This window comes from Sphingobium sp. B1D7B (assembly GCF_025961965.1).
Taxonomy (GTDB): Bacteria; Pseudomonadota; Alphaproteobacteria; order Sphingomonadales; family Sphingomonadaceae; genus Sphingobium.
This window is the reverse complement of the sequence record NZ_JAOQOR010000001.1, coordinates 1,021,367-1,036,893: the sequence shown is the minus strand read 5'-3', so window position 1 is coordinate 1,036,893 and position 15,527 is coordinate 1,021,367. Positions and strand designations below refer to the sequence as shown.

Here is a 15,527-nt window from a genome sequence, read left to right as displayed (position 1 = left end):
CGGCGACCACAGGAGAGCAATCATGGCCCAGCCACCCTATATTCTCGCGATCGACCAGGGCACGACCTCGACGCGGTGCATCCTGTTCGATGCCGCCGCCAATCCAGTCGCCACGACGCAGCGCGAATTCAAGCAGCATTATCCCAATCTCGGCTGGGTAGAGCATGATCCCGAGGACATCTGGACCGACACCGTCGCCATGATGCAGGATGTGGTGGCCAAGGCCGACGTCGATGTCGCGGATGTCGCCGCGATCGGCATCACCAACCAGCGGGAGACCGTCGTGGTGTGGGATCGGGCGACCGGCAAGCCCATTCACAACGCGATCGTCTGGCAGGACCGGCGGACCGCCGATGAATGCGCGCGGCTGAAGGACAGCGGCGCCGAAGAGATGGTCACCGCCAAGACGGGGTTGCTGATCGACCCCTATTTCTCGGCGACCAAGGCCGCGTGGATATTGGACAATGTCGCGGGCGCCCGCGCTGCCGCCGAGCGCGGCGAACTGGCGTTCGGCACGATCGACAGCTTCCTGCTCTGGCGGCTGACCGGCGGCACGGTCCACGCAACCGACCCCACCAATGCGGGCCGCACGTTGCTGTTCAACATCATGGACCAGGCCTGGGACGACGAGTTGCTCAGCCTCTTCCGCGTGCCCGCCGCGATGCTGCCTGAGGTTCGGGACAATAGCTGCATCTTCGGCCAGTGCGATGCCGAGATTCTCGGGAAGGCCATCCCGGTCGCGGGGATGATCGGTGATCAGCAGTCCGCGCTCTTCGGGCAGGGCTGCTTCCGCACCGGCATGGCGAAATCGACCTATGGCACGGGCTGCTTCGCGCTCATGAACATCGGCACGGAGCCGGTGCTCTCGAAAACGCGCATGCTCACCACCCCGGCCTATCGCTTGGCCGGAACGACGACCTATGCGCTGGAAGGCTCGATCTTCGTCGCCGGCGCGGCGGTCAAATGGCTGCGCGACGGGCTCAAGATCATCACCCATGCCTCGGAAACGGACGGCATGGCCACCCGCGTGCCGGACAGTCATGGCGTCTATATGGTGCCCGCCTTTGTCGGCTTGGGCGCGCCTTATTGGGATCCGCACGCGCGCGGACTGATCTGCGGCCTCACGCTCGATGCGACCGACGCGCACCTGGCCCGCGCCGCGCTGGAATCCGTCGCCTATCAGACCATGGACCTGATCGACGCCATGAAGGCCGATGTCGGCGAAGGCGAAACTGCCTTGCGCGTCGATGGCGGCATGGCCGTCAACGACTGGCTCTGCCAGTTCCTCTCCGACGTGCTGGTCGCGCCGGTCGAGCGGCCCGCCATTGTCGAGACGACGGCATTGGGCGCGGCGTTCATGGCCGGGCTGGCGACCAGCGTGTGGAGCGGTCTGGATGACCTCGACCGGATCTGGACCCGCGAGCGGCGCTTCGAGCCCAAGATGCCGGAAGCAACCCGATCGGCCGCCGTCGATGGTTGGCGAAAGGCGGTCGAACGCGCCATTTCCTGAGTTGCGCTTTCGCCCCGCTGTTCCATGCCACGAAGGGCCGGCCGCGCAGCCATCACGGCCCCCCCGTGATGCCGTGCGCCCGGCTACAAGGACGCTTGCAACTCAAGGATCGAAGCGTCAGAACGCCGGCATGACGAGCGCATCCAACACCCGCCACCGCCAGATCCTGGATCTGGCGCGCCGCAACGGCAAGGTGACGGTGGAGGATCTCGTCGGCCGCATGAATGTGACGCCCCAGACCATTCGCAAGGATCTCAACGATCTGTGCGAGCGCGGTTATCTGTCGCGCGTGCATGGCGGCGCCATTCTCGGCTCTGGCGTCGAGAATCTGGAATATGAGGCCCGCCGCCGCCTGTCCGTGGCCGAGAAAAAGGCGATCGGCAAGGAGGCTGCGGCCCGCATTCCCGATGGCGCCTCCTTGTTCATCAATATCGGCACGACGACCGAGGAAGTCGCGCGGGCGCTCGCCGGCCGCAGCAATCTGATGGTCCTCACCAACAATCTGAACGTGGTCGATATCCTCTGCCGTAACAGCGCGATCGACCTGATCGTCGTCGGCGGCCGGGTGCGTCATGCCGATCGCGCTGCGGTCGGCCCCACTGCGGTCGATTTCATTCGAAACTTCAAGGTCGATTTCGCGGTCATCGGCGCGTCCGCCATCGATGAGGATGGCTCGTTGCTGGATTTCGACCTGAACGAGGTGCAGGTCTCGCACGCCATCGTCGAGAACTCGCGCTCCGTCATCCTCGTCGCGGACAGCAGCAAGCTTACCCGCAGCGCCCCGGTCCGCATCGGCCACATCAGCGCCGTCGACATATTGGTGACCGACTATCTCGACAGCCCGGAACTCGCCGCAGTCTGCGCCGAGCATAATGTCGAGGTCGTCAACGCAATGCCCGAAAGCGCCACGACGGAGTAAGGCGCAGCGCAGGAGGTTCGTGGGGTTGGCTCCCCTCCTCTTCCGAGGAGAGGCTCAAGATCCCGCCTAGGCCCTCACTGCCCGCGCGACGGCCGCTTCGACCACGGCGCGATGGGCTTCCACAACCGGTTCGAGCAGCGCGGCATCCACCTTGTCGATCGTATCGTCCTCGACATGGCACCAGCGATGGATGCCCAGGCCGGCGAAGGCATTCACATAGCCCCGGTCGATGATGGAGGACAGCTCACCCGCGCCGCCGACGACTTCGATCGGCCGCTCATACCCCACAAGCCCGCGAAACGCCTCAGTGGTCTCTGCCATCAAGCCCGGCGAGGTCATGAGGACGCGCTGCGGATCGGCGCAGGAGAGAAGCTGGTGATTGCGGCTCAGCACCTCATAGGCATCGCGGGTAGCGAGCCCGGCCCCCAGATGGGTCCAGATCTGTGTCTGGGCGGCTGGCGGCCCCTCGGAGAGAGAGTGGTGCGTGCCGGCGAAATCGAGCTCATGCCCGCCGGCGTTGATGGCGAAGAGCGAATGATCCGGGTAGCGGATCGCCGCCCAGCGGCACAGCTCGAGAAAGGCGGCAGTCCCGGGCGCCCGCTCGCCGACGCTGACGCCCCAGCCCGAGCGGGGCGTGGAGAAAGCCAGCCACTTGGGGCCCGCCTCGCGCCGCGCGATGATATTGCTGCTGTGGCCGGTCGCGCTTTTCCCCGTGAGAATGAGGGTCAGGGGTCGGCGCGCGGCAACGGCCTCGGCGATGATCGGAAGGTCGCGCGGCGCCATCAGCGCGATGGGCACGTCCGCGATGGGCTTCAACCGGGTGTTGAGCGCCACGATGCTGCCGGTCGGCCCGGTCGTCACGATGACGATCGCGGCCGGCTTGTTCGGAATGACCCGATCCAGCATCGGCTTAACCTCGCCCGAGAAAATCGCCGCGTGGCGACCATAAGGCAGGACGACGATGGCGATCTTCCCGGCGACGCCCTGCGCCTCGAACGCATCACGGACCAGAACGGCCGGGGCGGTAATGCCCTTCGCAGGCGTGGAGACGACGACCGGCTGCGCGGCCACCGCGACCCGCTTGTCCCCGGCGCGCAACTCCGTCACCGCCGGCTCGAATGTGGGGATCGGGAATTTAACCTCATCGACCTTGAAGCCGACCGTCGCGAGGCGCTTGCCGATCCACGCCGCGGTGGCAAGATCGCCCGCAGAGCCCGAGACCTTGCTGCCGAACGAGGCGTAGGTCTCCATGTCTTCGCGCAGCTGCTTTTGAAGCGGAGACGCGAAGGGCGCGGCGCCGGTGGGTGCCGGAGCGGATGCAGCCGAGGCCGGCGCTCCGCCAGCCCAGACGGCAACGCCCGCCAGCCCGACAGAAGCCTGAAGCATATCACGCCTGCTCTGCATCGATGTGTTCCTTCTATGGGTCGCCCGCAGGCGCTGGTTCAGTTGGCCGGGTCCGCCCGGTCCCAGGGCGCGACGGGCTGGGTGAAGGCGAGGAGATCTTCGATCAGCGCCTGCACCAGCGGCAGGCTCATTTTGACATTGGGAACCAGGGCTTTGAGCCAGAGAGATTTGACTGGAAAGTCCGGCAGCAATTGCACGAGCCGGCCAGCGCGCACGGCCTCCCGCGAGACGAACTCGCTCAGCATGACGATCCCCGCGCCCCTCAAAGCGGCATCGCGCAGGACGATGGCGGTGTTGACCGCAAAGCGCGAACTGACATCGACCGCCAGATCGCCTGACTCGCTTTCGAAAACCCAGGTTCCCCCAATCGACTGCGAGTTGAGGCAATCATGCTCGACCAGCTCGCGCGGATGCTTGGGGTGTCCCCGCCGGGCCAGATAGGACGGCGCGGCGCAGATCACCATCGGATGCTCGCACAAAGGGACATCCATCACACCGGCATAAGAGGCGGCCATGGCGCCGATCGCCAGATCGAAGCCCTCCTCGATGGGGTTCACGGAGCGATCGACCAGCATGAGATCGATGCTGACGCCGACATGGCTCTGCACGAAATCCGCGAAGAAGCGGCCGAAATAGCTGCTGGCCACCGTGGTCGGGCATTTGATCCGCAGATGCCCGTCCAGCGCCTGGCGGGATCGACGCGCGCCGGCGACGACATCGTCGGTCTGGCGCACCAGCGCGCGGATGCGCGGCAATTGGCGCTCGCCAAAGGCTGTCAGCTCGGCCTTGCGCGGGGTCCTGACGAACAGCACCGCGCCCAGTTCATCCTCCAGCCTCCCGATCCGCTTGGACATGACCGACGGCGCGATATTGAGCTTGCGCGCGGCAGCGGCGAGGCTGCCGCATTCAACCACGGCCAGAAAGGCGCGCATGTTGAGCAGCGTATCCATCAGGGCGCGCTCACGAATGGCCGCCCGCGCGTCATCATTTGAAAGTCACTCGCGCCACCGCAATCCCCTTCTCGCCGGAGACGGCATAATAGAGATAGATGCGGCCATCGTCGTTGAAAACGCCGGGATCACGCAAGGCATGCTCCGCGCCCGTCGCCATGCCCCCGCGCGAGGAGACCAAAGGCAGATTGGCGCCTTCATAGGCCTTTTCCGGGCGCATCACTTCCGTTGGCGTCGAGGCTGTCCACTCCGACCAGTCGGGCCGCAGATCGACGCTGGCATGGAGGATGCGTTCGGGCGAGTCCCCTACATTGGTGTAGAAGACATGCAGCGTATCGCCGATGCGCGTCACGCCGGCATGACGCATCTCATCGAGAATGCGCGGGCCGGCTTCGAACGGCGGCAGGAGCGATGCCGACCGGAAGAACTGGCCACTGCGCAGCCAGACCGGATAGGCGCTCGCCTTGTCGGCCATGCCCAGGCCGTAGCTGCTGCCCTTGTAACTGAACACGCGAATATAGGGCGCCCCGAACGCGCCGGACGCAGCGGTAAAGCTCAGACCATCTGGCGACGTCGCAACAAAGCTGCGCTGGGCGTAGGGCCGGCCGCCATAGTCGCCGCCGGGCATCTCGGTGGCGCCATGATAATAGAGCACGATCCGTTTATTCTCTTCATCCACGACGGCATCGGGAGACGAGATGTGGTGCAGCGCCGAGGTCTGCTCCAGCCGCAATGTGCCATCTTTATAGACGGTCCAGGGGCCTTCGGGCCGATCGGCATAAGCCAGGCGGATGTAACCGCCGCGGTGATGGCCGAAATACATATAATATTTGCCGAGCGGATTCTTGATCCAGCTCGGCACCCGGATCACCGAGGGGCCGTTGATATTGTTGCCCAGATCGCCTTCCAGCCCCGGCATGTCCGGATAGATGACGGGGCCTGAGCCGATGCGCTCCGCCACCACAGCCGAGACTTTGACGCTCTCGGTCGAGCGCGATGTCGGCGCCTGAGCCGTCGCGGGAGAGGTACTGGCGAGGATCGGAGAGATCAGGAGACCGGCCAGCAACCCGGCATATATTCGCTTCGTCCTGTTACCGCTGCGCATCTCTCTGATCCTCTCCATCGTCTCTATGGGCGCCTCAGGCCTGCCGGCTGGCTGCCTGCGCTGTCTGGCTCATCTCACCGGGCTGGTCATGCAGGAACACGCCCTGCCTGCGCAACTCTGCCTGCAGGCTGGTCACATCGAGCGCGCGGGGCTGGACGCCGGCGTTCACGCTGAGCGCGGCTGCGGCGCCAGCGGCCTGTCCGGTCAGCCAGCATTGCGGGATCTCGCGCATGAAGCCATGCGAGTTGGCATCGCAGCTGATGTGCTTGCCACCTGCGAGCAGGCCATCGAGCTTGCGCGGCACCAACGCACCATAGGGCACCGAGATCACCGGATATTTGAGGCTGACCGAGGGGCTGACCCCGACCTCGTCAGGCAGCGCAATGCCATCCGCCCACTGGCTGCGCAGGATCTTGCCCATGCCGGCCAGACGCCTTGTGTGCCGCACGCCAAGCTGCGAGCCGCTCTGCAGCATATAGCATTGCTCGAACCCCGGCGCATGGGCGAGGAAGAATTCGCAATGCGTCTGCATGAACCGGTGCGAGCGGATCTCCAGCTCGGTCTGGTCGTCGACATCCAGCGCCGACAGGCCGGACTGGCGTGGGCCGAGGAACAGCGCGATGTCGTTGCGCCAGGAGACATAAGGCGGCTGGAAGAAGCCGAGCCGCTCACGGCCGAGCTTGGCGAACTCGGCATATTGCTCGGGCTCATTGGCGCGGAACGCCAGCCAGCGGTCCATGTCCACACCGCCCAGCATGAAGCCGGTGTTGGCGCTGTGGTGGACGTCGCCTTCCTCGATATCGGTGTCGAACTCGGCGCCGGCGCGCGCGAAGATGTCGCCATCGCCGGTGGTATCGACCACCACCTTGGCCCGCAGCGCCTGACGCCCGGCCTTGGATTCGAACACCACGCCCTCGACCTTGCCGTCGGCGACCATCGGCACTGCTGCCCAGCTGTGGAACACCAGCCGCACGCCGGCCGCCAGCAGCATCTCCTGGCTGATCAGCTTCAACCGCTCGGGATCGAGCGTGGGCGACCAGCAGACCGTGCCGTGGAAGGCCGCAGTGCGCTGGCCCCAGTAGCTCGCCTTCTTGGGATCGCGCGAGCCCCAGTCGGCGCGCGGCGGCCCGGCGAGGCCCGCGGCGGGCAGGCGCCCGAGCACATCATTGGCAAAGCCCTGGATGACCTGGCGGCCGGTCCAATCGGTCATCCGGTCGATCCAGATGACGAGGCCGCCGGTGGAAAGGCCGCCCAGATGATTATAGCGCTCCATCAGCACCACATCGGCCCCGGCCTGCGCCGCCGCCCATGCCGCCGCCGTGCCCGAAGGCCCGCCGCCGACCACCAGCACGTCGCAGCTATGATACACCGGGATCTCGCGCGCGGGCTCGACCCAGGTCCCCGTGCCATTGGCCCGCGGCAGCACCCGGCCACCCGTCTCGAACACGTCAGAGGCCAGAAAACGATCCTCCGACTGGCGAACTTCCTGAACTTTAGGTCTGTCCATAATCGGCGAACCATATCCTTTCTGGGGAGGGATGGCGCTGCGGGCGCCATCCCATGAGTGTTGGTGAAGCGCGGGCGCCCTTACATCTTGAACCGCAGACCGACGCGGAATGCGCGCCCGACCTGATCGAACAAGGGCGATGCCTGATCCGGGAAGGGCGGCGCGACATTGAAGATGTTGTTCAGGCGAATGAACATCTCCCGGCTCCGATCGGCGTCCCGCGAGACATCGACCGTGAACGTCGCGTTGGTGTAGAAGGTGTTCTTCGTATCGTTGAAGTTGATGCTGTTCAGCGTGCCAGTCCCGACAACGAAATCATTGTCGATCTTGCCGCCCTGCAGCCAGCGCAGGTCCAGCGTGCTCGTCAGGCGGCCCAGTTCATGCGTGACGAGGCCGGACACGCGCCAGTGCGGCGTCACATATTCGCCTGCCCGTTCTTCCGTGCTGGCGGTGGACACGGCCGTGGTGGCCAATGTGTCCAGATATGTCCCCAGCAGGCGAATGGAGAGCGACCCGGCGCCCTGACCGAAGATGTTCTCCAGCGAGGAGCGATAGGCGGCTTCGAAGTCGACGCCCTTGGTCTTCAGGCGATCCAGATTCTCGAAGCGGACCGTCACACCGGTGATGTCGCCGGCCGGGGCACCGCCAGAGGTCGTGACGAGACTGCAGAAGTCGGAAATGCCGTCCACATAACAGCGCTCAAGCACCTCGTTCGCGGAGATCGTCCCGATCACGCCCTTGATGTCGATATCGTAATAATCGACCGAGAGACGCAGGCCGTCCAGCCAGCGGGGCTGATAGACGATGCCCGCCGTGAGCGTATCGGCTTTTTCAGGATCGAGATTGGGATTGCCCAGAGATGCGACCTCGACCGTGTAGTTGGTCGACCGGCGCGGATCGCGAATGTTCTGGCGCGCCACCGTCGTCGGCGCGAACAGCTCGGCAAAATTGCCCGCCCGGATGTCGCGGGACCGCGTGGCGCGAAGCCGCAGCTCGCTCGACAATTCCCACGTGCCGCCGACCTTCCAGGTCGTGACGCCACCCGATGTGCTGTAATCCGTGTAGCGCGCGGCGAGGTTGAGATCGAACGAGCGAATGAACGGCAGATCCTTCAACAGCGGGATCGCCAGTTCGCCGAACACTTCCTTCACATTGTAGCTGCCGGAGATCGGCTGGCGCGCGCCGCTCTGCCACTGGCCGGCCTGCGAAATGGCGTCCACCGTCGCATCGATCGACTCTTCGCGATACTCCGCGCCGAACGCGGCGTTGATCGGGCCGGCCCAGCCCTCGAACAGCGCACCATTAGCGCTGAACGCAGCGACTTGCTGCTTGGTGATGAGGTCGAAGCGCGACGTGCCTGTGATGTAGGCAATGGCTTCCTGCGAAGGCGATCCAAAGCCAAACAGATTGAGCGGCGCGCACGCCGGGTCGTCATTGAGCGGATTGGCATCGGCATTCACGCGACAAACGATGTTGCTGCCAGAGCGCACGGCGTCGATCGCCTTGCGATAATTGATCATGTTGATCTGGCCGACATACTCCTGGACGAAGTGATTGCGGCCATATTGGTAATAAGCATCGAACGACCAGTCCCCGAGCGTGCCTTCCACGCCGACGACCCCGCGATAGACCGACGGCGAACCGACATGTCCGCGCACGGCGCCCAGGCCCTGCTCACGCAGAGAGCGACCGAAGTTGAAGCAGGTGACGCCGGCGGCAAGCGCACGCGTGCGGAAGTCGTCGCTCAGATAGGGGTTGGTGATCGGCACCAGCACATTGCCGGTCTGCCCGCCGGGAATGGTGGTCGCCGAACAGGTGGGGTTGCCGGTGACGGAGCCCTGCTGGCGCGGCTCGGCGAAATAGCCATTGGTGATCGACCGCGCGAAGCTGCCTTCCGCAAACAGAGTGAGGTTGTCTACCACCTCATAGGAGACGCGGGCCATCGCCGAATAGCGCTCGACCGGCTGCTGGAGGTTGCCGCCCGGATTGATGATCTCGGTGTAGTTGCTCGTGCCGCCGATCATCCGGTTGCCGAAGACTTCGCCATAGCCGAACTGGCCGGTCTGCTGCCCCGGGAGGAAGGTCGTGCCACGCAGCGGACCGCTGGTGATCAGGCCACCTTCCCACAGGTCGGTGCGGCGCACGTCGTCCGCGTAGATGGTCGCAGGCAGGCCATTTTGCGCATAAGCCGAGTTGCCGGCGACGCCACGGCTCACCCAGGGGCGCGGACGATAGGGCGTCTGGCCGATCCCCTCATTCTTGGAATATTCGCCGCCGATCAGAATATGGCCGCGCCCGCCGCCAAAGCTGGTTCCGGCCGCCAGCCCTGCCAGCACGTTCTGGGCATCGCCATATTGCGAAATGCCGCTCTGAACCGTGCCCTCGACGCCTTGGAGTTTGGACTTGAGAATGAGGTTGATCACGCCGGACACGGCGTCCGACCCCCAGGACGCCGAGGCGCCGCCGGTGACGACTTCCGTGCGTTCGATGAGAATGGCCGGGATGACGCCGAGGTCGACCGTACCCTCCGGCGCAGTCGCGACATGGCGGCGGCCATCCACCAGCACCAGCGTGCGCTGCGCGCCGACATTGCGCAGATCGGCAACCACCGTCGCGGATGACAAGGCCCGCGCAACGCCGTTGCCCGTCGTCGAGAAGGCCGGGATGAGGCGGAGCGCGTCATCGACCCGCGTCGGCGCCACGGATTGAATTTGCGCGGTGCTGATGACCGAGGTCGGGGTCGGCGCCGTGAACCCGCTCGCCTGAATGCGTGAGCCGGTGACGACGATGTCCTGATCGGCCGCTGCGCCGGCAGAAGAGGCCGCACCGGTGCCTTCCGGCTGCGCGCTCGTAATCTGAGCCGTCGCCGGCTCGGCGGCATCGTCGCTCACCTGCGCCAAGGCGCCGCTGAGGGGGCATACCATGGCCGCAATGCAAACGCCCAAATGGAACCGCGAACGGGCTGCGCTGATAGCTTTCATCTGATCCTCTCCCTGCTCAAGCTCTTTTTGCGCATCGCCAGACCGAAGATTCGAACCAGTAGAGCTGGGTTCGACACGATTCCCGTCGGGGCTGAGCGCGATAGCATCTGCGGTACGCGCGAGAGGACCAGTTCAGAAGGCCATGTAGCTTTGGCGGTGCATTCTCGATTCGAGAATTGTCAGTGGCGCGTCGGCCTCCCGGGGCGGTCACCGCGAGCAAAAACATCTTCATGAAGCGAGCGGCCTGCCGTCTCCGGCATGAAGTGCAGGGCAACCAGCCCGACCAGACAGGCCAGCATCATATAGAAGGCCGGCATCAGCTCGTTCCCGGTCAGCGTGATCAGGCCGCTGCCGATGGCCGGCGCCGTGCCGCCGAAGATGGAGGTGGAGACATTATAGGCGATGGCGAAGCCCGCGAACCGCGCGGCGGTTGGGAACAGCGCCGGGAATGTCGCCGAAATCGTCGCCAGCTGGGGCACATAGAGGAGGCCGAGCAACACGAATGCAATCGTGGCGCCGAGGAAGCCCGTGCCCATGAGCAGATAGAGCGGCACAACACAGACCAGCAGGCCGATGAGCGAGAAGCGCCACATTGGTTTGCGCCCGATCCGATCCGAGAGCGACCCGGCGAAGGGCAGGAACAGCATCATGAACAGCATGCCGATAATCGGCACGATCAGCGCATGTTGCGCGGTGAGGCCGATGCGCCGCTCGAGATAGGTCGGCATGTAGCTGAGCAGCGTATAGTTGACGACATTGAGCGCGACGACCAGTCCGCCCACGACCAGCATCGGGCGCCAGTGGCTGTGCATGAGCTGGCGGAGCGAGACCGACGGCCGCTCTTCGCTCTCATGAGCGCGGAAGACCGGCGTGTCCTCCATGCGCGAGCGCAGATACATGCCGACAAGCCCCATCGGCCCCGCCACCAGGAACGGAATGCGCCAGCCCCATTCATACATTTGCGCCTCCCCCAGCAGCATCGAGAAGCTCAGCATGAGGATCGCGCCGAAGGAGAAGCCGGCCAGCGTGCCGAATTCGAGAAAGCTGCCGTAAAAGCCGCGCCTTTTGTCGGGCGCATATTCCGCCATGAAAGTCGCCGCGCCGCCATATTCGCCGCCCGTCGAGAAGCCCTGCACCATCCGCAGCAGGATGAGCAGCACCGGCGCCCAGAGGCCGATGCTGGCATAGGACGGGATGAGCCCGACCGCGAGGGTGGCGCCCGACATCAGCAGAATCGTGAACGCGAGGACCGACTTGCGCCCCAGCCGGTCGCCCAGCGGTCCCCAGAACAGCCCGCCGAGCGGACGCACCAGAAAGGAGATGGCGAAGGTCGCGAGCGCGAACAGCACCGCATCATCCAGATCGCCCGGGAAGAGCGCAGCCGAGATATAGGTCACCCCATAGGCATAGATGCCGTAATCGAACCATTCGGTGGCGTTGCCCAATGCCGAGGCCGCGATCGCGCGGCGCAGCGTGGCAGTCTCGACCGGCTGGTCGGGGGAGGCTGGCAGGGGGGATGCGGTCATTCGGTGTGTCCGTCGACAGTGTTGGGGTCCAGCAGCGAGGCCATGGGGGTGGTGCGCGGGACGATCTGGAAATCCTGCTGGTCGGGCGCCGGCACAGGCGGGGTCGATGCCTGCCGCCAGAGGCCGAAAGCGAGCGTCAGGCCCGCGCACAGCGCGATGAAGAAGAACAGGCCGCCCACGGGCGCCGCGCTCATCAGCAGCGCCGCACCCAGCGGACCGGCGGCAGCGCCGGCCGAGTAGAGCAGCACCAGCCGCCCGCTCGCCGCGACGCGCTCGGCCGCCAGCAACCGGTCGTTGCAGTGCGCGACGCAGAGCGGATACAGCGCAAAGCTCAGCCCACCGAATAAGGCGCCGAGCACCAGCAGGTCCAGCCCGCGCGATGCCAGCGTGGCGAGCATCAGGCTGACGACCAGCGTCGCGGTGAAGCAGCCGACGATGACGCGCCGCCGGTCCAGCCGGTCGGACAGGCGGCCCAGCGGCCATTGCAGGGCCACGCCGCCGAGGATCACGATCATCATGAACGTGGCCGTCGCGCTCAGGTCCAGCCCCAGCCGCCGTACATGGACTGCCGCCATGCCGTAAAAGGCGCCGAGCATCAGGCCGGTCGCCACCGCACCGACCGTGCCCAGCGGCGAGGCTGCGTAGAGTCCTCGTATCGTGAAGGCCTCCGCATCCACCGGCGCCGGCGCGCTGCTGCGGGTGAGGCAGAGCGGAATGATCGCCAGCGAAATGAGAATGGACGCGAGCAGAAACGGCGCGGCCGGCAGCGTACCACTGGCACCGAGCAGCAGCTGGCCCACTGCCTGCCCGAGATAGAGCGCGACCATATAAGCCGCGAGGATGCTGCCGCGCGTCTCCATCTCCGCCCGGTCGTTGAGCCAGCTTTCGAGGCAGATGAAGACCCCGGCCACGCACAGGCCGTCGATCAGGCGCAGGCCTGCCCAGAACGGCGCGGACTGGATGAGGGCATAAGAAAGCGTGCTCGCCGAAAGCAGCGAGACGAACACCGCAAAGGCGCGGATATGCCCCACCCGCCGGACGATCTCGCCGGCCCGCAGCGCGCCGACGACCAGCCCGGCGAAATAGGCCGTGGCCACCACGCCGATCACGATCGTGCCCGCCCCGGCCCGCTCCAGCCGCAGGCTGATCAGCGTCGACAAAAAGCCACTGCCCGCCATCAGCATGAAGATGGCGAGCAGGAGGCTGCGGACGGGCTGGATCGCGGTGAGCATCAGGAATGGAGCAGCGCGCGGATCAGGCCGCGCGCCGGCCCTCCGTCATGGCCGCGTCACCTTCCACCAGGGCACGGTGCAACGCGCCCACCGCCGTGTCATAATCCTCGACCGCGACGACGAACTGCACGTCGACATTGCGGATCTGGTGCTGCATCGCGATGATCGGCACGCCTTCATCCGCGAGCGCGCGCAAGGCATCGGCGAGCAGCCCCGCCCGCGAGATATCGCTGCCGATCACCGAGACGATCGCCACTGGCTGGGCCGAGATCGCCGCATCCGGGTAGCGCCCCTGCAGATCGGCGATCACGCGCTTCACCGTCGGCGCATCCGTCGAGAGATAATGGGTGATCGTGTTGGCATTGGAAGCCTTGCTGACGATCCACGCGCCATGGCGAGTCAACGCCTCGAGGATCGCGGCGTCATAGCCCTTCACCCCGACCATATCCTGCTCGAAGAACTGCAAAGCCTGCGCCTGGCGCACGCCGGTCACGATTTCGACGCGCGGCGTATCGGAGACATATTTGCCGCAGATGAGCGTGCCGCCATCCTCCCGGTCGAAGGTATTGCGCACGCGCAGCGGGATTTCCGTCTGGCGCAAGCCCCGCCCGGCGCCGGGGTGAATGGCCTCCATGCCCAGATTGGCGAGCTGATCGGCAACGTCATAATTGGTGCGGCCGATCTTGCGGGCCTTGTCCGTCCCGACGAGGCGCGGGTCGGCGCTCGAAAGGTGGAATTCCTTGTGGATCACGGCCTCCCGCGCGCCGGTCAGCACCGCGATGCGCGAGAAGGTCATTTCCGAATAGCCACGGGCATAGAGCCGCACCATGCCCTCGCTGCACCCCGCATAGCCGGTCACGATAGGCAGGGTGGTCGTGAGATCGATGGACGCGAAGGCCTGCAGGATGCGCTCGTCCAGTTCACGCATGTCCTGCTGGTCCCACAAGGTGAGGTCGACGAACGCGGCGTTGACGCCCCGGTCGCGCAGCAGCAGCGCCGTTGAATGCGCGCTGTGCGCCTCGCCGAGGCCCGCCAGCAGCTCGCGCACCGTCACCAGCTGCTCCTTGAGGCAGAAGCGGCCATGGCTGCGCAGCCGCGCCAGATCATCGAGGCAGGCTGAGACGGTGGCGATCCGCATCTCGACAAAGGCATCCGCTTCGGCGAGGCTTTCTTCGCGCACGAACATCCCGGCGTTGCGCGTCTTCATCGCGTCGCGCACCGCGTTCATCGCGTGGCGCCAGCCATCGGCATCGTCATCCGCGACGAAGCGGGCATAGACCCCCGGCTCGCCGCTCTTCTTGTGCTCCAGCAGCAGGTCGGTCATGCCGGCATAGGCCGAGACGACGAAGATGCGGTTGTAGAGATCGGCGCCCTTGCGGCCGGCGATCAGCACATTGTCGAACAACGTCGTCGTGGCGGCCATGGATGTGCCGCCGATCTTTTCCACACTATGGCTCATGCCAGCGCCTCCTCCATCAATGGTCCCTTCACAGGCGTGATCGCCTGCGGCTCGCCCCGCGCGGCAATGAAGGCCGGGCGCGGCGTCTCGACGCCGAACGGCGCGACCAGCCGGTTGCAGACGGCATTGTAGACCAGAAAGGCATTGGCCCTCGGGAAGGGCGTGATGTTGCCGTTCGACCCATGCATGATGTTGCAGTCGAAGATCACCACGGATCCGGGCTTGCCGGTCGGCGCGACGATACCGAACGTGTCGGCCAGCTCGGCGAGATTGTCCTCGTCCGGCACACCATATTCCTGCTTCTTGAGCGACTGGCGATAATGGTCCTGCGGCGTTTCGCCGACGCAGGTGAGGAACTGGCGATGCGATCCGGGGATCAGCATCAGCGGGCCGTTATGCGGCGTGTTTTCTGCCAGCAGCACGGACATGGACAGGGCCCGCATGCGCGGCATCCCGTCTTCCACATGCCAGGTCTCGAAATCGCTGTGCCAGTAGAATTCCTTGCCGCGAAAACCGGGCTTATAGTTGAGCCGGGACTGGTGGATGTACACCTCATCGCCCAGCAGGAAGCGGGCGACCTCGGCCAGGCGGGCATCGGCGGCCAGCCGCCCGAGCACCGGGCTTTGCGCATGGATGCGGAATATGGAGCGGATCTCGCGGCTGCCCGGCTCGCTGATCACCGTTTCGTCTTCCAGCGCATCGGGATCGGCCAGCAGCTTGCCGGCATGGCGCTGGAGGAACGCGACTTCCTCGTCGGAAAACAGGTCTTCCAGCACCAGATAGCCGTCGCGGTCGAAGCGCTCGGCCTGTGCGCGGCTGATGGGTGAGTCCTCGCTCCAGTCGCTGTGAACGACGGGGTCGAGGCGCGGCGAAAAGGCCGCCACGCTGTCATGGCGGGATGGGTAGAGGTCTTGCATGCTTCTCCCCCTTCTAA

General features: G+C 65.5%; 11 protein-coding genes. 2 read left to right on the top strand and 9 right to left on the bottom strand.

Annotation, left to right across the window (positions count from 1 at the left end; all coding sequences use genetic code 11):
- The first annotated feature begins 22 nt into the window (after positions 1–22).
- Together glpK and M2336_RS04900 are read left to right on the top strand one after the other, a co-directional pair.
- The gene (gene glpK / locus M2336_RS04905) at positions 23–1,510 is read left to right on the top strand and encodes a glycerol kinase GlpK (protein WP_264574189.1); all 1,488 of its coding nucleotides are present in this window, start codon (positions 23–25) and stop codon (positions 1,508–1,510) included.
- Positions 1,511–1,640: 130 nt separating this feature from the next.
- Positions 1,641–2,429, top strand: coding sequence for a DeoR/GlpR family DNA-binding transcription regulator (locus M2336_RS04900; RefSeq protein WP_181560822.1), 789 nt, complete (start codon positions 1,641–1,643; stop codon positions 2,427–2,429).
- Between the two features lie 66 nt (positions 2,430–2,495).
- Here the strand turns inward: M2336_RS04900 and M2336_RS04895 are convergent, their stop codons facing one another.
- From M2336_RS04895 to thpD, 9 genes are all read right to left on the bottom strand, one after another.
- Entirely contained in the window at positions 2,496–3,815 is a 1,320-nt protein-coding gene (locus M2336_RS04895; RefSeq protein ID WP_264592592.1) for a hypothetical protein, read from the bottom strand.
- 56 nt (positions 3,816–3,871) lie between these two features.
- Positions 3,872–4,783: a LysR family transcriptional regulator gene (locus tag M2336_RS04890; protein ID WP_181560824.1), complete on the bottom strand. Its 912-nt coding sequence runs from the start codon at positions 4,781–4,783 to the stop codon at positions 3,872–3,874.
- 34 nt (positions 4,784–4,817) lie between these two features.
- Positions 4,818–5,888: a hypothetical protein gene (locus tag M2336_RS04885; RefSeq protein ID WP_264574187.1), complete on the bottom strand. Its 1,071-nt coding sequence runs from the start codon at positions 5,886–5,888 to the stop codon at positions 4,818–4,820.
- A gap of 34 nt (positions 5,889–5,922) precedes the next feature.
- Positions 5,923–7,395 (bottom strand): FAD-dependent oxidoreductase, encoded by a 1,473-nt coding sequence (locus tag M2336_RS04880; RefSeq protein WP_264574186.1) that lies wholly within the window; start codon positions 7,393–7,395, stop codon positions 5,923–5,925.
- Positions 7,396–7,475: 80 nt separating this feature from the next.
- Positions 7,476–10,376, bottom strand: a complete 2,901-nt coding sequence (locus M2336_RS04875; RefSeq protein ID WP_264592591.1) for a TonB-dependent receptor plug domain-containing protein — start codon at positions 10,374–10,376, stop codon at positions 7,476–7,478.
- Positions 10,377–10,555: 179 nt separating this feature from the next.
- Positions 10,556–11,902, bottom strand: coding sequence for an MFS transporter (locus M2336_RS04870; RefSeq protein WP_264574184.1), 1,347 nt, complete (start codon positions 11,900–11,902; stop codon positions 10,556–10,558).
- Positions 11,899–13,134 (bottom strand): MFS transporter, encoded by a 1,236-nt coding sequence (locus tag M2336_RS04865; protein ID WP_264574183.1) that lies wholly within the window; start codon positions 13,132–13,134, stop codon positions 11,899–11,901. Before M2336_RS04865 ends, M2336_RS04870 begins: the two co-directional genes overlap by 4 nt.
- Before the next feature lie 22 nt (positions 13,135–13,156).
- Complete coding sequence (locus tag M2336_RS04860; RefSeq protein ID WP_264574182.1) at positions 13,157–14,593, bottom strand: aspartate kinase; 1,437 nt, start codon at positions 14,591–14,593, stop codon at positions 13,157–13,159.
- Positions 14,590–15,510, bottom strand: coding sequence for an ectoine hydroxylase (thpD, locus tag M2336_RS04855; protein ID WP_264574181.1), 921 nt, complete (start codon positions 15,508–15,510; stop codon positions 14,590–14,592). Before thpD ends, M2336_RS04860 begins: the two co-directional genes overlap by 4 nt.
- Between the last annotated feature and the right edge of the window lie 17 nt (positions 15,511–15,527).

Bases quoted from the DNA above. Each gene is read 5' to 3' on its own strand.
- M2336_RS04900 (WP_181560822.1), top strand. From the start codon at position 1,641: ATGACGAGCGCATCCAACACCCGCCACCGCCAGATCCTGGATCTGGCG.
- M2336_RS04865 (WP_264574183.1), bottom strand. From the start codon at position 13,134: ATGCTCACCGCGATCCAGCCCGTCCGCAGCCTCCTGCTCGCCATCTTC.
- glpK (WP_264574189.1), top strand. From the start codon at position 23: ATGGCCCAGCCACCCTATATTCTCGCGATCGACCAGGGCACGACCTCG.
- M2336_RS04860 (WP_264574182.1), bottom strand. From the start codon at position 14,593: ATGAGCCATAGTGTGGAAAAGATCGGCGGCACATCCATGGCCGCCACG.
- M2336_RS04890 (WP_181560824.1), bottom strand. From the start codon at position 4,783: ATGGATACGCTGCTCAACATGCGCGCCTTTCTGGCCGTGGTTGAATGC.
- M2336_RS04870 (WP_264574184.1), bottom strand. From the start codon at position 11,902: ATGACCGCATCCCCCCTGCCAGCCTCCCCCGACCAGCCGGTCGAGACT.
- M2336_RS04875 (WP_264592591.1), bottom strand. From the start codon at position 10,376: ATGAAAGCTATCAGCGCAGCCCGTTCGCGGTTCCATTTGGGCGTTTGC.
- M2336_RS04880 (WP_264574186.1), bottom strand. From the start codon at position 7,395: ATGGACAGACCTAAAGTTCAGGAAGTTCGCCAGTCGGAGGATCGTTTT.
- M2336_RS04885 (WP_264574187.1), bottom strand. From the start codon at position 5,888: ATGCGCAGCGGTAACAGGACGAAGCGAATATATGCCGGGTTGCTGGCC.
- M2336_RS04895 (WP_264592592.1), bottom strand. From the start codon at position 3,815: ATGCTTCAGGCTTCTGTCGGGCTGGCGGGCGTTGCCGTCTGGGCTGGC.
- thpD (WP_264574181.1), bottom strand. From the start codon at position 15,510: ATGCAAGACCTCTACCCATCCCGCCATGACAGCGTGGCGGCCTTTTCG.